We start from the raw sequence: 18,957 nt of genomic DNA on the forward strand, positions 1-18,957 counted from the left end.
CCATGCGCACCACACGTGTGACGGTCGCCGCCCTCGTGGCGGCGGCCGCCCTCGCCCTCACCGCCTGTGGCAGTGACACCGGCAAGAGCACGTCGCTCGCGGAGGTCAACGCCCCCGCCAAGAGCAAGCCGGGCACCGTGCTCGACCGCCCCTTCGACAAGCCGGACCTGGTGCTCACCGACACCAACGGCAAGCCCTGGAGCCTGCGCGAGCAGACCAAGGGCAAGCCGACGCTCATCTACTTCGGCTACACCAAATGCCCGGACGTCTGCCCGCTGACGATGAGCAACATCGCCGTCGCCAAGAAGGCGCTGCCCAAGGCCGACCAGGACAACCTCCAGGTCGTCTTCGTCACCACCGACCCCGACCGGGACACCCCCGAGTCCCTCGGCCAGTGGCTCAAGTCCCAGGACCCGGCCTTCATCGGGCTCACCGGGGACTTCGCCAAGATCCAGGCCGGTGCCCGCAGCCTCGGCATCGGCATCGAGCCCGCCAAGAAGGAGGCCAACGGCGACATCGTCTCCATGCACGGCGCGCAGGTCATCGCCTTCTCGCCGAAGACCGACGAGGGCTACGTCCTCTACGGGGAGTCGACCACCGTCGAGGACTACACCAAGGATCTGCCGAAGATCATCAAGGGAGAGAACCCGTGAACCGCCGCACCACCCGCACCATCGCCGCCGTCCTCTCCCTGTCGGCAGCGCTCGCCATATCCGGCTGCTCCTCCGATTCCGACGCGGGCGACGGCAAGCCCGAGCTGAAGGTCAGCGGCGGGTACATGCCCGAACCGATCGACGACAAGATGGCCGGCGCGTTCATGGTCATCAAGAACGACTCGAAGGCGGCGGACAAGCTCACCGCCGTCACGAGCACGCTCTCGGGCGACGTGACGATCCACGAGACCAAAGACCAGAAGATGCAGCAGGTCCAGGCCCTCGACGTGCCGGCCAACGGCGAGCTGAAGCTCGCGCGGGGCGGCGACCACATCATGTTCATGGGCCTGAAGAACAAGCCGAAGGTCGGCGACAAGGTGACCGTCGAGCTGCGCTTCGAGAAGTCCGACCCGGTCAAGGTCGAGCTGGACGTGAAGGAACGCACGTACCAGCCGCAGAAAACCAACTGACGGACCGAGGGACTGACACGCCATGACGGCCACCGCCCCCGCCCCTTCCACGGCCCGCACGGCCGCGGCGGCATTCCTGCCGCGGCTCCTGCTGGTCCTCGCCGCTCTGGCCGCGGCCCTGTTCACCGCGGCCGGACCGGCCTCGGCACATGCCGCGCTCACCGCGAGCGATCCCAGGGACGGGGCGGTGGTCGCCACGGCCCCCGCCCAGGTCACCCTTTCCTTCTCCGAAGCCGTCGCCATGAACGGCGACTCCATCCGGGTCATGGACCCCCAGGGCAAGCGGATCGACACCGGGGAGCTGCGCGACCTGTGCAGCGGCTCCACCATCCGTTACGGCACCGCCTTGCACAGTGGCCTGCCCAACGGCACCTACACCGTGGCCTGGCAGGCGGTCTCCGCCGACAGCCACCCGGTCTCCGGCGCCTTCACCTTCTCCATCGGCGCCCCCTCCGCGACCAGCGTCTCGCTGCCCTCACAGGTGGCGGGCGGCGGACCGGTGGGCATCGCCTACGACATCGCGCGCTACGCCTCCTACGGCGGGTTCGCCGTGCTCGTCGGCGGCGCCGCCTTCATCCTGCTGTGCTGGCGCCGGGGCGCCGCCGAGCGGCCGATGCAAAAACTCGTGCTGCGCGCCTGGGTGACGCTGACCGCCGCCACGCTCGCCATGCTGGTGCTGCGCAACCCCTACACCGGCTCGGGCGACTTCTCCGACGTCTTCGACCTCGCCGGTCTCAAGGCCGTCCTGGAGACCAAGACCGGAGCCTCCCTGGTGTCCCGGCTGCTGCTGCTCGGCGCCGTGGCCCTCTTCATGGCCGTCCTCTTCGGTACCTTCGCCCGCAAGGTGGCGGCCAGCGGCGCGAGCGAGGAGGACGCCAAGGACACCAGCGACCTCACCTTCGGGCTGGCCATCGGCGGGACCGTGGTCGCCGCCGGCATCGCCGCCACCTGGTCGCTGTCCGAACACGCCTCCACGGGCATCCAGCCGGGCATCGCCATGCCGGTCGACATCGTCCACCTGCTGGCCGTCGCCACCTGGCTCGGTGGTCTCGCCGCGCTGTTGATCGCCCTGCACAAGGTCCCGGACATCGAGCGGGAGGCCATCCGGCGCTTCTCCCGCGTCGCCTTCGTCAGCGTCCTCGTCCTCACCGCCACGGGTGTCTACCAGTCCTGGCGCCAGCTCGGCAGCTGGTCCGCGCTGACCGGCACGGAGTACGGCCGCTACCTCCTCATCAAGGTCGGGCTGATCGCCGTCCTGGTCGCCATCGCCTCCGTCTCGCGAAAGTGGACCGGCCGGCTGGCGGGGGACGCGGCCGGCCGCGCCCCGCAGGTCGTCGTCCAGCGCGATGTTTCACGTGAAACAGAGGCGGCGGTCACCGTCCCGCCGAGCGCCAAGCGCGCCGCCCAGCTGGCCCGTCAGCGCGCTGCCCGCGAGAGCGCGCGGGACAAGCGGATCCGGGACGCCGATCCCGATCGCGCGGGACTGCGCCGGTCCGTCCTCGCCGAGGCGGCCGTCGCCGTCGTCCTGCTCGCCGTCGCCACCCTGCTGACCGGCACGGAGCCCGGCCGGGCCGCCGAGCTGGAGGGCGGTCGCGCCGTCACCGCCGTACCCAACCGCGCCGTGAAGGTCACCCTGCCCTTCGACACCGGCGGCCAGAACGGAAAGGGCAGCGTGCGGATCGAACTGGACCCGGGCCGGGTGGGCGCCAACAGCCTGCACGTCTGGGTGGACTCCCCGGACGGGCAGCCCTTCGACATCCCCGAGGTGAAGGTCGCCTTCACCCTCCCCGCCAAGGACATCGGCCCGCTGCCGCTGGCCCCCGACCACGCGGCGCCGGGGCACTGGAGCGCCTCGGGCGTCCAGCTGCCGCTGGCCGGTGAGTGGCGCATCGACGTAAGCCTCCGTACCTCCGACATCGACCAGACGACCGTCCAGAAGACCGTCAAGATCGGCTGAACAGCATGACCGAGAGCAACCCCGACATCGAGATCTCCCGGCGCCGGCTGCTGGGCACCGTAGGTGCCGCGGGCGCCGTCGGTCTCGCACTCGGCGCCACCGGTGGCGCCCTCGCGCATGCCGCGATCGCGGGCACCGACGACAACGGCCCGGCGGCGGGCGCCCTTGGCGCCACCGAGATCGACTTCCACGGCGAGCACCAGGCCGGCATCACCACGCCGCTCCAGGCCAAGGGCCACGTGCTGGCCTTCGACCTGGCCCCCGGGGCGGGCCGCAAGGAGGCCGTCGCCCTGATGCGCCGCTGGTCCGACAGCGCCCGCCGGCTGATGGCCGGTGAGACGGCGGGGGCGGCCGACTCGGGGATCGCCCTGGACGCCGGACCGTGCTCGCTCACCGTCACCTTCGGCTTCGGCCACTCGTTCTTCGACCGCACCGGCCTCACGGCGCGCCGGCCCGCTGCGCTCGATCCGCTCCCCGAGTTCTCGGCGGACCGGCTCGACCCCCAGCGCGGCAACGGGGACCTGTGGGTCCAGATCGGCGCCGACGACGCACTCGTCGCCTTCCATGCGCTGCGCACCCTGCAGAAGGACGCGGGGGAGGCGGCCCGCGTCCGCTGGCAGATGAACGGTTTCAACCGGACGCCGGGAGCCACGGCCCAGCCGATGACCGCCCGCAACCTCCTGGGCCAGATCGACGGCACGGGCAACCCCAAGCCGTCCGAGGCCGACTTCGACAAGCGGATCTTCGTGCCCGGCGCCGGTCCCGGCCCGGCCGAACACGCGTGGATGGCCGGAGGCTCGTACGCCGTCGTCCGGCGCATCCGGATGCTGCTCGACGACTGGGACAAGCAGCCGCTCGCCAAGCAGGAGCAGGTCATCGGTCGCAGGAAGGCGGACGGGGCGCCCCTGACCGGCGGCACCGAGACCACCAAGCTGGACCTCGACAAGTTCGGCAGCGACGGCAAGCCGGTCATCCCCTCCAACGCCCACGCCCGGATCTCCGCCCCCGCGCAGAACGGCGGGGCCGCCATGCTCCGGCGCCCCTTCTCCTTCCACGACGGCATCGGCTCCGACGGCACCCCCGATGCCGGTCTCCTCTTCATCTGCTGGCAGGCCGACCCGATGCGCGGCTTCGTCCCCGTCCAGCGCAAGCTCGACCGGGGTGACGCACTGTCAGAGTTCATCCGCCACGAGGCGAGCGGGCTCTACGCCGTCCCGCGCGGCCCGCGCACCGAGGAGTACGTGGGACAGCCGCTGCTCGAAGGATGAACAGCACCTCGGGGCACGGGGCGGCGGCATTAGGCTGATCACATGTCGGCCACCCGCTTCACGTATCTCGGTCCCGAGGGCACCTTCACCGAAGCCGCCCTGCGCACGCTGCCGGAAGCCGCGACCCGGGAACTCGTTCCCATGGTGTCGGTCCCGGCGGCACTCGACGCCGTACGGAACGGGGAGGCGGCAGCGGCCCTGGTTCCGATCGAGAACTCCGTGGAGGGCGGTGTCACCGCCACCCTCGACGAGCTGTCCTCCGGCGAGCCGCTGATGATCTACCGCGAGGTGCTGCTGCCCATCGCCTTCGCCCTGCTGGTGCGGCCCGGGACCAAGCTGTCCGACGTCAAGACGGTCACCGGGCACCCGGTCGCCCAGCCGCAGGTGCGCAACTGGCTGCGCGCCAACCTGCCCGACGCCGTGTGGGAGTCCGCCGCCTCCAACGCGGACGGCGCCCGGCTCGTCCAGGAGGGCCGCTTCGACGCCGCCTTCGCCGGCGAGTTCGCCGCCGCCACCTACGGGCTGGAGCCCCTCGTCACCGAGATCCACGACGCGGAGAACGCCGAGACCCGTTTCGTCCTGGTCGGCCGACCGGCCCGGCCCGCGGCGCCGACCGGAGCGGACAAGACCTCCGTCGTGCTCTGGCTCGGCGAGGACCACCCCGGCGCGCTCCTCGAACTCCTCCAGGAGTTCGCCGTCCGCGGGGTCAACCTGATGCTGATCCAGTCCCGGCCCACCGGCGAGGGCATCGGCAACTACTGCTTCGCCGTCGACGCCGAGGGCCACATCTCCGACCGCCGGGTCAGCGAGGCCCTCATGGGTCTCAAGCGCACCTGCCCGCAGGTGCGCTTCCTCGGCTCCTACCCGCGCGCGGGCGTCGCTCTGAGTGAGGTGCGCGCGGCCCGACCCGGAACCTCGGATGGCGATTTCACAGCCGCTTCCGACTGGCTGACGCGCTGCCTGGACGGCCGGGCCTAGCTCGCACACAGGAAGGCGCCGCTTATCCACAGAGTTATCCACAGGAGCGTGTGGAGACCTGGGGACAAGTCGACAGTGCGGCACGACAAGGTCGACAAATCGGTCGGGGGCTCAGGTTTCGCGCTGGGGATCGGAGGGTGAACGGCGTCACCCGTGCATCGCTGATCAACTCTTTGGGGCGAGCCATTCCCACCCGAATGAGTGTGTGAGGGGGGTTTGAACCCTGATTCACCCCCGGGCCGCATCGCCCGGGAATGATCTCTTTTCGTGTCCACAGATACAGCGCACAGCCTGTGGATAAGCCGGCCGGGATCACAATTCCTGTGGACAAGAGGCCGCTTCGCCCCTGCTCAGCCACAGGGGCGGGGGCGCGCGATGCGCCCCATTTCGGGGATTCGGGCAGTTTTATCAGCCCGGGATCGAGCGTGGATCGGACCGGCACGGAGGTCCACTTCCGGCCACGGGTCAGGAGTTTTGCATTCGCGGCAATTGGGACATAGCGACACGCAGCGTTATATCGGTACGAGGCCTCGAAGACGGCCCGGTAGCCTGGTGGGGTGATTGACCTCCGGCTGCTCCGTGAAGACCCTGACCGTGTCCGCGCCTCGCAGCGCGCCCGTGGAGAGGACGTCGACCTCGTCGACGCACTGCTCTCCGCCGACGAGCGCCGCAGGTCCTCCGGCTCCCGCTTCGACGAGCTGCGCAATGAGCAGAGGTCCCTGGGCAAGCTGATCCCCAAGGCCTCGCCCGACGAGCGTGCCGAGCTGCTGAAGAAGGCCGAACAGCTCAAGACCAACGTCAAGGCCGCCGAGGCCGAGCAGAACGAGGCGGACGAGACCGCCAAGCGGCTGCTGCTCCAGCTCGGCAACATCGTGCACCCGGACGTCCCCGTCGGCGGGGAAGAGGACTTCACCGTCCTGGAGACCCACGGCACCATCCGTGACTTCGGCGCGGAGGGCTTCGAGCCCAAGGACCACCTGGAGCTCGGCGAGTCCCTCGGCGCCATCGACGTCGAGCGCGGCGCGAAGGTCTCCGGCTCGCGCTTCTACTACCTCACGGGCGTCGGCGCCCTGCTGGAGCTCGCCCTGGTGAACGCGGCGATCGCGCAGGCGGGCGAGGCCGGCTTCATCCCGATGCTCACCCCCGCGCTGGTCCGCCCGCGCGCCATGGAGGGCACCGGCTTCCTCGGCCAGGCCGCGGAGAACGTGTACCACCTGGAGAAGGACGACTACTACCTCGTCGGCACCTCCGAGGTCCCGCTCGCGGCGTACCACATGGACGAGATCCTGGAGGCGGACCAGCTGCCGCTGCGCTACGCCGGGTTCTCGCCGTGCTTCCGCCGCGAGGCCGGCACGTACGGCAAGGACACCCGCGGCATCTTCCGCGTCCACCAGTTCGACAAGGTCGAGATGTTCTCGTACGTCGCGCCGGAGGACGCCGAGGCCGAGCACCAGCGTCTCCTGGAGTGGGAGAAGCAGTGGCTCACCGCTCTGGAGCTGCCGTTCCAGGTGATCGACGTCGCCACCGGCGACCTGGGGTCCTCGGCCTCCCGCAAGTTCGACTGCGAGGCGTGGATCCCGACCCAGGGCAAGTACCGCGAGCTGACCTCCGCCTCGAACTGCAACGGCTTCCAGGCCCGCCGCCTGTCCGTGCGGATGCGCGAGACCAAGGACGGCAAGAAGGTCACGCGCCCGCTGTCCACGCTCAACGGCACCCTGTGCGCCGTCCCCCGCACCATCGTGGCCATCCTGGAGAACCACCAGCTGGCCGACGGTTCGGTCCGGGTGCCCCCGATCCTCCGTCCCTACTTGGGCGGCCGGGAAGTTCTGGAGCCGATCGCCAAGTGATCCCCGCACCGTTCCCGTACAAGCTCGTCGCGACCGATCTCGACGGCACGCTCCTGCGCGACGACGACACCGTCTCGGAACGCACCCGCGAGGCCCTGCTCGCGGCCACCGCGGCGGGCGCGGTGCACATCATCGTCACCGGGCGCGCCGTGCCCTGGACCCGGCACGTGCTGGAAGACCTGGGCTACAAGGGCATCGCGGTGTGCGGGCAGGGTGCGCAGCTGTACGACGCCGGCGCCCGCAAGCTCCTCACCTCGGTGACGCTGGACCGGCAGTTGGCCGGTCTGGCGCTCGCCAAGATCGAGGCCGAGGTGGGGCCGCTGGCCCTCGCGGCGAGCCGTGACGGGGTGGACGGCGAGGTGCTGTTCGGTCCCGGGTACCAGGTGCAGGAAGGGCTTCCGGCGGTGTACCTGCGGGACACCACGGAGGTCTGGACGGCTCCGCTCAACAAGCTGTACATCCAGCACCACGAACTCGACGACGACGAGCTGGCCCGTGTGGCCCGCGCGACGGTCGGCAGTCTCGTGGACGTGGTGATGGCCGGTCCGGGCGTCGTGGAGATCCTGCCGCTCGGCCTGAGCAAGGCCACCGGCCTGTCGCTGGCGGCCCGTCGGCTGGGCGTGAAGGCGGCGCAGACCATCGCCTTCGGCGACATGCCCAACGACATCCCGATGTTCGGATGGTCCGCGCACGGCGTGGCGATGGCCAATGCCCACGCGGAGCTGAAGGCGGTGGCCGACGAGGTGACCACGTCGAACCAGGCCGACGGCATCGCGGTGGTGCTGGAGCGTCTGCTCGGCGCCGCCTGAGCACGAGGACCGCAGGGAAGGTCCGGGATGGCCCGCGCCGCGAGGCGCGCTCGAAGTGGCCGCCCCGGACCTTTTTGTTGCTCCCCGCACCGCTCACTCTGCCCCCGGACCGTGTCCCTTACCAGCGAATTACCGCCGGTCGGCGGGGCGCGGACCGCTTTCTGTTTCACGTGAAACACGAGGGTGGTGCGCGTCGGGATGCACGTGCGGGTGCGGATGCCGAGTGAGCGGCCAGGCGATCAGGCCGATGGAGAGCGCGATGGCATGCCCGGCGTCCGTGAAGGTGCCCCCGGTGAGCAGCGGGAGCCCGAAGAAGGCCACGGCTCCGGCCAGGTAGAGCCACCGCCAGGGGGTGGGCAGCCGGTAGACGAGGACGCCGATGGCCGCCGCGAGGCCGTAGCTGACCCCGATGTCGACGACGTGGGCCATGCTCCGCGGGGCACGGTGGTCCTGGATCGCGGTGAGGACGAGTTTCTGGCTGATCAGCGTCGCGACGACGTGGGCACTGGCGACGATCATCAGCCAGCGCAGGGTGCCCAGCCAGCGTTCCACCGAGGCGTGGAACACCTCGAAGAGCACGGCGTACAGCGCCAGTGAGGCCGGGTTCTCGATCCAGAAGGCGCTGCCGATCAGCGCCTGGAAGGGGTGCTTGACGAGCTGGTGGATGTTGCTGCTGTTGCGGTGGAAGAGGAAGTGGTCGACCGCGTCGGGGGAGACGGCCACGATGATGCTGGTGACGGCGATGATCAGCAGCCAGACGTGCGTACCGGGCGAGGCCCGGACCCAGGACCACAGGGGCCTGGAGGGCTCGGGCTCGGAGTGCGACAGCATGTCCCGATCATGACGCGCAAACCTGTGCCCCGCCCGGCATGTGGGCCGGGCGGGGCACGGGTGACGCGGTGCGGTGCGGCGGGCCCTACTCCTCGCCCGCCAGGGTCAGCCGGCGCAGCTTCTGACCGGCGTAGACGGTGGCGCCCACGGTGACGGCGGCGAGCAGGACCACCGCCGTGGTCAGGCCGACGGAGGAGTCGACGTACCCGGGACCCGCCACCTTCTCGGCGAGCGCGAGCGCCCACTGCTGGACGCTCAGGGTCTTCGCTCCCTCGACCAGGCTGCCGAAGAGCGATTCCCAGATCAGGGCGTAGACCAGACCGAAGACGACCGCGTGCCGGCTCACGGTGCCCAGCAGCAGGAACAGCGCGCTGTAGGCGATCGAGGCGACGAGCGCCGCGACGGTGTAGGCGACGGCGATCTGCTGACCGTTGCCGTTGAGGATGAACCCGGCGATCAGGGTGGGGATCGCGGAGAAGGCCATGGTCACGGCGATCGCGACGATCAGCTTGGTCATGATGATCGTGGGCCGCTTCACCGGCTTGGCGAGCAGGTAGACGATCGAGCCGTCGTCGATCTCCGGTCCGATGGCGCCCGTACCGGCGATGACGCCGATCAGCGGAACCATCGTGGCGAGGGCGAAACCGCCGAGCAGATCGGCGGCGACCTTGTCGTCGACGCCGGTCAGGGCACGGACGGCGATGGAGATGACGATCAGCAGGGCGGGCAGCGCGAAGAGGATCAGCGCGCGGCGGCGGCCGAGCAGGGCTCGGTAGGTGAGCCGGGCAACGGTGGGGTTGTACATCGGGTGCCAGCTCCTTTCAGGCCGCGACGAGGTAGGAGAAGACCGATTCGAGGGACTCGTCGGAGGGCGAGACCGTCATCAGTCGGATGCCGTGCGCGCGGGCGACCCGCGGGAGCAGCTCGGTGAAGCGCCCGAAGTCGACGGCCTGGATCCGCAGGGCGCCCTCCTTGAGGTCGACCTCGATCCCGGCGGTCGACGGATCGGCGATCAGGGCCGCGGCGAGCGCCCGGTCGTCGGAGGAGCGGACCAGATAGCGGTGCGGGCGGTCCGTCATCAGCCGGCGGATCTTGCGGAAGTCACCGGAGGCGGCGTGCCGGCCGGCGACGACCACCTCGATGTGGGAGGCGAGCTGTTCGACCTCCTCCAGGATGTGGGAGGAGAACAGGACGGTGCGGCCTTCGTCGCCCATGCGGCGCAGCAGCTCCATGAGCTGCATGCGCTGGCGCGGGTCCATGCCGTTGAACGGCTCGTCGAGCAGGAGCACGGACGGGTCGTGGACGAGGGCGGAGGCCATCTTCACGCGCTGGCGCATGCCCTTGGAGTAGGTCGAGATCTTGCGGTCCTGGGCGGACTCCATCTCGACGGTGGCCAGCGCCCGCTGGGCGGCCGCGTCGTCGAGCCCGTGGAGCTCGGCGTTGGCGACGACGAACTCCCGACCGGTGAGGAAGTCGTACATGGCCTCGCGCTCGGGCACGACGCCGACGCTCTTGTAGACCTGCTCGTTGCGCCAGATCGGCGCCCCGTCGAGCGTGACGGTGCCGGTCGAGGGGGCGAGGAAGCCGCCCATCATGTTGATGAGGGTCGACTTCCCGGCCCCGTTGGGGCCCAGCAGACCGGTCACGCCGGGACCGATGCGCATGGTCACGTCGTTCACGGCGACGACGTTCCCGAACCAGCGGGAAGCGTGGTCGATGTCGATGATGCTCACAGCCCGGCCTTCCGGTAGCGGGCCATCAGCGCGGCGTAGGAGCCGACGATGAGGCCGAGTACGACCAGCAGATAGACGAATCCGACGCCGACCGTGGGTCCTTCGCCGCCGGGGAACGCGGAGGCGCCGTCGAGGAAGGCGGTCTGGACGCCGTCGACCAGGGTGATCGGGGAGAACAGGCCCATCCACTGGACCGCTTCGGGCGTACCGGTGTTGTAGGCGACGGCCTGCACCGTGGTGACGGCGCCGTAGGGGATGATCAGCAGCCCGATCACGGCGGCGACGCCGAAGCCGCGCCGCGGGGTGAGGGCGGCGGCGACCAGCCCGAGGCCGGAGAAGAGCAGCGAGAGCAGCAGTACGGACACCAGACCCTGCCCGAGTCCCTTCGCCTGGTGGGCGAAGTCGAACTTGGCCAGCAGCGCGCCGATGAACATGATCAGCAGCGGCGTGGCCGTGAGGATGAAGAGCGCGCTGGCCATCGCCGCGAACTTGGCGAGGACGTAGTCGACGCGTTCGATGGGCCGCGAGAAGTAGAGCGGGACCGTCTTGAACCGCAGGTCGCGGGAGACGGACTGCGGGGCCTGGGAGGCCAGGTACAGCCCGATGATCATCTGCGTGGTCAGGGCGTACGTCGTGTACTTGATCGGCAGGTCCGTGTTGCCCGGCACCGCGATCGCCACCGCGACCATGATCAGAGCGGGGACGCACATCACCGCGAAGAGGATCATCGGCAGGACCTTCGACTTGGCCGAGCGGCCGAGCCCGTAGGAACCCCGGAGGGACTGGGAGAACAGCGAGGTGCGCGCGTAGGCGCGGCCGAGCCGGGAGCCCTCGTAGGACCGGTAGCCGATGTTGTGGATCTGGGTCGAGGTGTCAGGCGCCATCGGAACCGGCTCCCTTCTGCTGGTCGTGGTCGCGGAAGACCTCCGCGATGTGGTGGCGGCGTTGTTCCATCCGGACCAGGCCGAGGCCGAGGTCGGACACGATGTCGCGGATGGTGTCGTTGGTCTCCTCACCGACGGCCTCGACGAGGAGGATGTGGCCCGCTCCGGGCAGGCCCTGCTCCTGCGCCGCGTGGAGGGTCAGGCCCGCCCCGGTCAGCGCCTTGCGCAGCGCGGCGGTCCCGTCGGGGTGGGCGTCGGTGTCGGTGACCTCGACCGCGAGGGTCGTCGTGGTCTGGGTGAAGTCGCTCGTGGAGCTGGAGCGCAGCAGCTTGCCACCGTCGACGACCACGACGTGGTCGCAGGTCCGCTCCAGCTCGCCGAGGAGGTGGGAGGTGACCAGGACCGAGATCCCGAAGTCGGTGTGGACGCGGCGGATCAGGTCGAGCATCTCGTCGCGGCCGACCGGGTCGAGGCCGTTGGTGGGCTCGTCGAGGAGGACCAGCTGCGGGTCGTGGACCAGCGCCTGGGCCAGCTTGACGCGTTGCTTCATGCCGGTGGAGTAGCCGCCGATGGGGCGGTACCGCTCTTCGTAGAGCCCGACGTGGCGCAGCGTGTCGGCGGTCCGCTCGCGGGCGGCCGTCGGCGGCAGCCCCGACATGCGGGCCATGTGCACGACGAACTCGGTGGCCGAGACGTCGGGTGGCAGGCAGTCGTGTTCGGGCATGTAGCCGACGCGCTCACGGATGGCACTGCCATGCGTGGCGACGTCGAGCCCGAGCACGGCGGCACGGCCCTCGGTGGCGGGGGACAGTCCCAGCAGAATCTTGATCAGCGTGGACTTGCCGGCTCCATTGGCACCCACGAGACCCGTTACGCCGGGCCCGATGTCCAGGGAGAGCCGGTCGAGGGCGGTCACTCGGGGGTACCGCTTGCTCAGGCTTTCGGTCGCGATGACAGTCACGGAACCGACGTTAGTGGCCGGGTCCGCGCGGATCGTCAGCCTTGGAGCGGGACCCCGTCTCCGCCTTGAGGCGTACACGGCCTGTCGGAAGACTGATGCGGTTGTCCACATCGCAGGACTTTTCCACAGGTCCGTGCACGGGCCTTGACGTGATCTCCAAGCATTGTCACATTCATCAGTGTCAAGTTACGGACGCGTACGGCTACTCGGACGGACGGCTGGCATGGCAGGGGACACCAAGCAACGGAGCACCGCGCGGGCGGCCGTGGGCCGCGGCCCACGGGCCACCGATCTCGACGGATTCAGGGAAGTGCAGCGCCTGTCGTACGCGTGCGCCGAGGCGGTCGCGGCGCAGCTGCGGCCCGGGGTGACCGAGCGCGAGGCGGCCAGGATGCAGCGCGACTGGCTGCGCGAGCGCGGGGTGCGGGACTGGTTCCACCTGCCCTTCGCCTGGTTCGGGGACCGGACCGCCTTCGTGAACTTCCGGATCCCGCTCCAGTTCTTCCCCACCCACCGGAAGCTGGAGCCGGGGATGCCCTTCATCCTCGACATGGCACCGGTCTACAAGGGGTACACGGCGGACATCGGGTACTCCGGCTGTCTCGGGCTCAATCCCGTGCACGACCGGCTGCTGTCCGACCTGAAGGCGCACCGCGAGCTGATCCTGGAGCAGGTGCGCGAGCGCCGCTCGCTGCGCGACATCTACGAGGACGTCGAGCGGCTCATGGTCCGCCAGGGGTACGCGAACCGGCACCGCGCCTATCCCTTCGGGGTGATCGCGCACAAGGTGGACCGGGTCGCCGAGCGGCGCTGGTCGCCGACCGCCTTCGGCTTCGGCACCCAGGCCCTGAAGGGGCTGGCCAGTGACGCGCTGCACGGGCACCGTGAAGGATGGTCCCCGCTGTGGAGCCCGTACTCCTTCTCCGACCACCCGCCGCAGCCCGGCTTGTGGGCGGTGGAGCCGCACCTGGGCTTCCGCGGTACCGGCGCCAAGTTCGAGGAGATCCTGGTCGTGACCGACTCACGGGATCCCGCGGAGAGCGCCTTCTGGCTGGATGACGATCTGCCGCACGTGCGGCGTTGGGCGGAGGAGAAGGCGGCGTGAGCGACATGGGACTGGCAGGAGCGCGGGAGCGCCGGGTGAGCACCGGTGGGATCGAGCTGTGCGTCGTGGAACTGGGCGACACCGAGCGGCCCACCGTGGTGTTGGTGCACGGCTACCCGGACAGCAAGGAAGTCTGGTCGGAGGTGGCCGAGCGCCTCGCGGAGAACTTCCACGTGGTGCTCTACGACGTGCGCGGGCACGGCAGGTCCACGGCGCCCGTGCCGCTGCGCGGCGGCTTCACGCTGGAGAAGCTGACCGATGACTTCCTCGCGGTCGCGGACGCGGTGAGCCCCGACCGCCCGGTGCACCTGGTCGGGCACGACTGGGGGTCCGTACAGGGCTGGGAGTTCGCGACGGTGCGGCGCACGGAGGGCCGGATCGCCTCCTTCACCTCCATGTCGGGGCCCTCGCTGGACCACTTCGGGCACTGGATCAAGAAGCGGATGTCCCGGCCGACCCCGCGCCGGGCCGCGCAGCTGCTGGGGCAGGGCGCCAAGTCCTGGTACGTGTACCTGCTGCACACCCCGGTGCTGCCGGAGCTGGCCTGGCGCGGGCCGCTCGGCAAGCGGTGGCCCGTGATGCTGGAGCGGCTGGAGAAGATCCCGGCCGGTGACTACCCGACCGCTTCGCTCGCCTCCGACGCGGCGCACGGCGCCTGGCTCTACCGGGACAACATCCGTCCCAGGCTGCGCCACCCGCGCGCCGACGCCTACGCCCACGTGCCCGTCCAGCTGATCACCCCGACCGGGGACGCCTTCCTGTCCGAGCGGCTCTACGACGACCTGGAGCTGTGGGCACCCGATCTGCTGCGCCGGACCCTGCCGGCCAAGCACTGGATCCCGCGCACCCGTCCGGACCAGCTGGCCGCGTGGATCGGCGAGTTCGTCACCTCCCGCGAGGAGCCCGCGACCCGCGCGCCGGAGCGCAAGGCCCCGGGGCGCTACGCCGACCGCTTCGGCGGGCAGCTCGTCCTGGTCACCGGCGCGGCCAGCGGCATCGGGCGGGCCACGGCCTTCGCCTTCGCCGAGGCCGGCGCCCGGGTGGTTGCCGTGGACCGCGACGGCGAGGGCGCCGCCCGCACCGCCGAGATGGCCCGGCTCGTGGGCGCCCCGCAGGCCTGGGGCGAGTGCGTGGACGTCAGCGACGAACAGGCGATGGAGAAGCTCGCGGCGAAGGTCGCCGCCGAGTACGGCATCGTCGACGTCCTGGTCAACAACGCCGGGATCGGTCTCTCCGGGCCGTTCCTGGAGACCAGCTCGGAGGACTGGAAGAAGGTCCTCGACGTCAATCTGTGGGGCGTCATCCACGGCTGCCGGATCTTCGGCAAGCAGATGGCCGATCGCGGCCAGGGCGGCCACATCGTCAACACCGCCTCCGCCGCGGCCTACCTGCCCACCAAGAGCCTGCCCGCCTACAGCACCTCGAAGGCCGCGGTGCTGATGCTGTCGGAGTGCCTGCGCGCCGAACTGGCGGGCCGCTCGATCGGCGTCTCGGCGATCTGCCCCGGCATCGTCAACACCAACATCACCGCCACCTCCCGGTTCACCGGGGTGGACGCGGCGGAGGAGAAGCGCCGCCAGCAGAAGTCCTCCCGGCTCTACGGCCTGCGCAACTTCCCGCCGGAGAAGGTCGCCGACGCGATCCTGCTCGCCGTGGTGAAGAACCAGGCGGTGGTTCCGGTGACCCCCGAGTCCAAGGGCGCCCGGTGGATGTCCCGCTTCGCCCCCGGTGCGCTGCGGGCCTTCGCGAAGCTGGAGCCCCGGCTGTGAGCGGGGCGTACCGGATCGCTCCGCGCCGGGTGGCCTTCGACTGGCGGACCACCCCGCTGCACTGGATACCGGACGAGCCCACCGCCACCCACGTGATCAATGTGCTGCACCTGCTGCTGCCCGCCGGGGAGCGGTGGTTCGTCAAGGTCTTCAAGGAAGCCCTGCCCCTGGTCACCGATCCAGGGCTGCGCCAGGAGGTCAAGGGGTTCATGGGGCAGGAGGCCACGCACAGCGTGCAGCACTCCTACGTCCTGGACCACCTCGCCGAACAGCGACTCCCGACCGCGGAATTCACCCGGTACGTCGATTTCCTCTTCGAGAGGCTGCTCGGCGAGACCCCGCCCTTCGGCGCGCCGCTGCCCGCACAGGAATGGCTGCGCTTCCGGCTCTCGCTCATCGCCGCGATCGAGCAGTTCACGGCCGTGCTCGGCGACTGGGTGCTGCGCGCCGAGGGGCTGGACCGGGCGGGCTCGGACGCGATCATGCTGGACCTGCTGCGCTGGCACGGCGCGGAGGAGGTGGAGCACCGCTCCGTCGCCTTCGACATGTACCAGCACTGCGCGGGCACCGGCGCGGCCCGGTACGCGCGCCGGATCGAGGGCATGGCCGTGGTCGCCCCGGTGCTGGCCTGGCTGTGGGTGTGGGGGACGGCGTACCTGATGCGCAACGACCCGGAACTCGCTGGCCGCATGCGGTATTCGCTGCGCGCCCACAACCAGGCCGTGGCCAAGGGCCTGCTACCGACCTGGAGAGAGCTGGGCGCAGCCATACCCCGCTACTTCCGGCGGTCGTACCATCCCTCGCAGGAGGGCTCGCTGCGCAGGGCGGTCGAGTACCTGACGACTTCGCCCGCGGCCCGCGCCGCGGCGGGCGCGGTCGGCCGAGCCGCCGTGTCGTAGGGCCTGTCGTGGGCCCCTGGTGGGCCTGTCGTGGGCCTGTCGTAGGGAGTGGGATTGTCCGATCAGGCGGTAGCCGAGTACCGGATCGAGGACCTGGCGCACCACAGCGGGGCGACGGTGCGCACGATCCGGGCGTACCAGGACCGGGGCCTGCTGCCGAAGCCGGAGCGGCGGGGCCGGTCCAACGTGTACCGGGACACGCATCTGGCCCGACTGCGCCAGATCGCCGACCTGCTGGACCGCGGCTACACCCTGGCCTCCATCAAGGAGCTGCTGGAGGCCTGGGACGCGGGGCGCGGGTTGGGCGGCGTACTCGGTCTGGTCGCCGAGGTGCACGGGCCGTGGACGGACGAGGAGGCGGCCCGGATCAGCCGGGCCGAGCTGAACGAGCGGTTCGGCGGCAAGCCGGACGACACCGCGGTGGACGAGGCCTGCGAGCTGGGCGTCCTGGAGCGGATCCCGGGGCGGGAGGACGAGTTCCTGGTCCCCTCGCCCCAGGAGCTGGCGGTGGCCGCCGAGCTGTACGCGGCCGGGGTGCCGCTGGCGGCGATCACCGGGCACCTGCGGGAGCTGCGCGGCCAGGTCGAGCACATCGCCTCGCGCTTCCTGGAGTTCACCACCGAGCACGTCTTCGCCCGCTACCTCGGTCACCACGCGGACGCGACGGCCGCGATCGACCCCGCCTGCGCCGTGGAGCTGACCCTGACGGACGCCGCGGCGACCGCCGCGGCCGCCATGGTGCGCAGGCTGCGGCCGCTGGCCCAGCAGACGGTGGACGCCGAGCTGGCCCGGGCCATGCGGCTGTTCGCGACCCGGCACCTCCAGCGGCACCTGGGCACGGTCGGCCCGCCGCAGCCTCCCGGGCCCACTCCGGTGGTGCTGCCGGCCGAGACCGTACGGGCGGTGCAGGAGCTGGTCGGGGCCGATCACGTGGCGGCCTTCGTCCGGGCGGCGACGGAGCGGGAGTTGCAGGCGAGGACGATGAACGAGCTGGCGCGGCGCGGCGGTTAGTTTCCACAGGGCGGTCACCCGTTTGCCGACAAACCCCACCGAATCAGCTGTGGACAAGTGGGGATTTCCTGTGGACGGACCCTCAGCCCGTACCCGTACCCGTACCCGCACCCGCACTCGCGCCCGAATCCGTTCCCGCGCCCGCGCCCGCACCCGACCCCGCACCCGCACCCCCACCCCGCCCGTACAAGAAGGCCGCCAGCAGCAGGCCCAGCACCCCGCCCGCCAGCTGCGCCACGACGAACCCGGGCAGCGAGCGCGGCGCGATCCCGGTGAAGGAGTCGCTGAAGGCGCGCCCGACGGTCCCGGCCGGGTTGGCGAAGGAGCCCGAGGAGGTGAACCAGATCGCGGCGGCGATGTACGCGGCCACCGCCGCCGGTATCAGCCGCGACCGCCCGATCCGCCCCAGCCCCTGGATGACCAGGACCAGCCCGGCCGTGGCCACGACCTCGCCGACCAGCAGGTGCCCACCGCCCCGCACCTGGGTGGCGAAGTTCCCCGGAACCCGCCCGAACATGGCCTCGGCGAGCACCGCGCCGCCGATCGCCCCCAGCGTCTGGGCCACGGTGTAGACGAGGGCCTCACGACCGTCCAGGCCCTCGCCCCCGCCCCGGCGCGCCCACCAGGAGGTGAGGCTGACGACGGGATTGAGGTGCGCCCCGGACAACGGGCCGAGCAGCGTGATGATCAGACCGAGGCCGATCGCCGAGGCCAGGGAGTTGGCCACGAGGGCCACGCCGACGTCCCGGCTCAGGGCGGCGGCCTGTATGCCGGAACCGATGACGACGACGAGGAGCCCGCCGGTGCCGATGAGTTCGGCGGCCGCGCGGCGCGGCAGCGAAGCCGCGGCGGGTGCGGTCACCCCCGGTGCGGCGGGCGCGGCTGACGCGGGTGCGGCGGGTGCGGTCACGGCGGGTGCGGTCATGGTGTCTCCCCCAGGATTCAGGTCCAACGGAAAAAGTATTCCGTATGCCGAAAGCGCGATAGAGGGGTCTCACGGGAGCCGGCCGGAGGGGCCGAGGGGCGTAAAGCCGTTGGCAGGCCGCCCTCCACCGGGCAACCTGGCGTCCATGGACGAGAAACGCACCGTGAAGGTGTCCAAATACGTCTCGAAACACCTGCGACATCAGCCCGAACGGATCGGACTGGTGCTCGACGCCCAGGGCTGGGTCGAGATCGACGACCTCCTGCGCGCGGCCGCGGACCACCGCTTCCCCATCACCCGCGCGGAACTCGACCATGTCGTCGCCGCCAACGACAAGCAGCGCTTCGCCGTGGTGGGCACCCGCATCCGGGCCAACCAGGGCCACACCGTCGACGTGGACCTGGACCTCCCGGAGGCCGAACCGCCCGCCCACCTCTACCACGGCACCGTCGCCGCCGCCCTGGAGCCGATCCGTACCGAGGGCCTGCGCCCCATGCGGCGCCACCACGTGCACCTGTCCCCCGACCGGGAGACCGCCACCCGGGTGGGCGCGCGGCGCGGCCAGCCGGTGGTGCTCGCCGTGGACGCGGGCGCGATGCGGGCGGCCGGGCACGTGTTCCGGGTGAGCGCCAACGGGGTGTGGCTCGTGGACGCCGTCCCTCCGGAATTCCTGCGCCTGCCGTAGCCGGGCGGACCCGGACCGGACCCGGACCCCGGACCCGGACCCCGGACCTCGCCCCCGGACCCCGGACCCGGCCCCGACACGACGGACCCGGACCCCGGGCCCCACGCCCCCGCCCCGCAGCCCCCGAGAAATTGCCGGGGCGCCCTGTCGGGGCTGCCCCCTACCCTGGTGC

At 71.0% G+C, this 18,957-nt stretch carries 18 protein-coding genes; 12 read left to right on the forward strand and 6 right to left on the reverse strand.

Annotation, left to right across the window (positions count from 1 at the left end; genetic code table 11):
• The first annotated feature begins 2 nt into the window (after positions 1–2).
• From ACZ4UB_RS00680 to ACZ4UB_RS00710, 7 genes are all read left to right on the forward strand, one after another.
• Positions 3–653 (forward strand): SCO family protein, encoded by a 651-nt coding sequence (locus ACZ4UB_RS00680; protein ID WP_468067386.1) that lies wholly within the window; start codon positions 3–5, stop codon positions 651–653.
• A complete protein-coding gene (locus tag ACZ4UB_RS00685) occupies positions 650–1,123 on the forward strand; it encodes a copper chaperone PCu(A)C (RefSeq protein ID WP_354378905.1) in 474 nt (157 codons plus the stop codon). Before ACZ4UB_RS00680 ends, ACZ4UB_RS00685 begins: the two co-directional genes overlap by 4 nt.
• 22 nt (positions 1,124–1,145) lie before the next feature.
• Complete coding sequence (locus ACZ4UB_RS00690; protein ID WP_468067387.1) at positions 1,146–3,080, forward strand: copper resistance protein CopC; 1,935 nt, start codon at positions 1,146–1,148, stop codon at positions 3,078–3,080.
• A gap of 5 nt (positions 3,081–3,085) precedes the next feature.
• Entirely contained in the window at positions 3,086–4,348 is a 1,263-nt protein-coding gene (gene efeB / locus ACZ4UB_RS00695) for an iron uptake transporter deferrochelatase/peroxidase subunit (RefSeq protein ID WP_468067388.1), read from the forward strand.
• A 42-nt stretch (positions 4,349–4,390) separates the two neighbouring features.
• On the forward strand, positions 4,391–5,326 hold the full coding sequence (pheA, locus tag ACZ4UB_RS00700; RefSeq protein WP_354378902.1) for a prephenate dehydratase: 936 nt from the start codon (positions 4,391–4,393) through the stop codon (positions 5,324–5,326).
• A 557-nt stretch (positions 5,327–5,883) separates the two neighbouring features.
• Positions 5,884–7,173, forward strand: a complete 1,290-nt coding sequence (gene serS, locus ACZ4UB_RS00705; protein ID WP_354378901.1) for a serine--tRNA ligase — start codon at positions 5,884–5,886, stop codon at positions 7,171–7,173.
• Complete coding sequence (locus tag ACZ4UB_RS00710) at positions 7,170–7,982, forward strand: HAD family hydrolase (protein ID WP_468067390.1); 813 nt, start codon at positions 7,170–7,172, stop codon at positions 7,980–7,982. The genes serS and ACZ4UB_RS00710 overlap by 4 nt, the downstream gene beginning before the upstream one ends.
• A gap of 129 nt (positions 7,983–8,111) precedes the next feature.
• Here ACZ4UB_RS00710 and ACZ4UB_RS00715 read toward each other — a convergent pair whose 3' ends face one another.
• The 5 genes from ACZ4UB_RS00715 to ACZ4UB_RS00735 form a co-directional block, all read right to left on the reverse strand.
• Positions 8,112–8,813, reverse strand: coding sequence for a rhomboid-like protein (locus ACZ4UB_RS00715; RefSeq protein ID WP_468067391.1), 702 nt, complete (start codon positions 8,811–8,813; stop codon positions 8,112–8,114).
• Positions 8,814–8,898: 85 nt separating this feature from the next.
• On the reverse strand, positions 8,899–9,618 hold the full coding sequence (locus ACZ4UB_RS00720) for an ABC transporter permease (protein WP_354378898.1): 720 nt from the start codon (positions 9,616–9,618) through the stop codon (positions 8,899–8,901).
• A gap of 16 nt (positions 9,619–9,634) precedes the next feature.
• Positions 9,635–10,546, reverse strand: a complete 912-nt coding sequence (locus ACZ4UB_RS00725; protein WP_354378897.1) for an ABC transporter ATP-binding protein — start codon at positions 10,544–10,546, stop codon at positions 9,635–9,637.
• A complete protein-coding gene (locus ACZ4UB_RS00730; protein WP_468067393.1) occupies positions 10,543–11,430 on the reverse strand; it encodes an ABC transporter permease subunit in 888 nt (295 codons plus the stop codon). The genes ACZ4UB_RS00725 and ACZ4UB_RS00730 overlap by 4 nt, the downstream gene beginning before the upstream one ends.
• A complete protein-coding gene (locus ACZ4UB_RS00735; RefSeq protein WP_385773645.1) occupies positions 11,420–12,391 on the reverse strand; it encodes an ABC transporter ATP-binding protein in 972 nt (323 codons plus the stop codon). Before ACZ4UB_RS00735 ends, ACZ4UB_RS00730 begins: the two co-directional genes overlap by 11 nt.
• Positions 12,392–12,614: 223 nt before the next feature.
• On the opposite strand from ACZ4UB_RS00735, the gene ACZ4UB_RS00740 reads away from it, so the two are divergent.
• The 4 genes from ACZ4UB_RS00740 to ACZ4UB_RS00755 are packed head-to-tail and all read left to right on the forward strand — an operon-like array spanning position 12,615 to position 17,175.
• A complete protein-coding gene (locus tag ACZ4UB_RS00740; protein ID WP_467960264.1) occupies positions 12,615–13,496 on the forward strand; it encodes a M24 family metallopeptidase in 882 nt (293 codons plus the stop codon).
• A gap of 5 nt (positions 13,497–13,501) precedes the next feature.
• The gene (locus tag ACZ4UB_RS00745) at positions 13,502–15,265 is read left to right on the forward strand and encodes an SDR family oxidoreductase (RefSeq protein WP_468067718.1); all 1,764 of its coding nucleotides are present in this window, start codon (positions 13,502–13,504) and stop codon (positions 15,263–15,265) included.
• Entirely contained in the window at positions 15,262–16,164 is a 903-nt protein-coding gene (locus ACZ4UB_RS00750; protein ID WP_468067394.1) for a metal-dependent hydrolase, read from the forward strand. Before ACZ4UB_RS00745 ends, ACZ4UB_RS00750 begins: the two co-directional genes overlap by 4 nt.
• A gap of 54 nt (positions 16,165–16,218) precedes the next feature.
• On the forward strand, positions 16,219–17,175 hold the full coding sequence (locus tag ACZ4UB_RS00755) for a MerR family transcriptional regulator (protein WP_468067395.1): 957 nt from the start codon (positions 16,219–16,221) through the stop codon (positions 17,173–17,175).
• Positions 17,176–17,257: 82 nt separating this feature from the next.
• On the opposite strand, the gene ACZ4UB_RS00760 is transcribed toward ACZ4UB_RS00755, so the two are convergent.
• Positions 17,258–18,100 carry an aquaporin gene (locus ACZ4UB_RS00760; protein ID WP_468067396.1) on the reverse strand — a complete coding sequence of 281 codons (843 nt, stop codon included), beginning with the start codon at positions 18,098–18,100 and terminating at the stop codon, positions 17,258–17,260.
• Between the two features lie 145 nt (positions 18,101–18,245).
• On the opposite strand from ACZ4UB_RS00760, the gene ACZ4UB_RS00765 reads away from it, so the two are divergent.
• Entirely contained in the window at positions 18,246–18,785 is a 540-nt protein-coding gene (locus tag ACZ4UB_RS00765) for an RNA 2'-phosphotransferase (protein ID WP_468067397.1), read from the forward strand.
• Positions 18,786–18,957 lie beyond the last annotated feature (172 nt).

The organism is Streptomyces sp. NPDC028419, assembly GCF_055565515.1.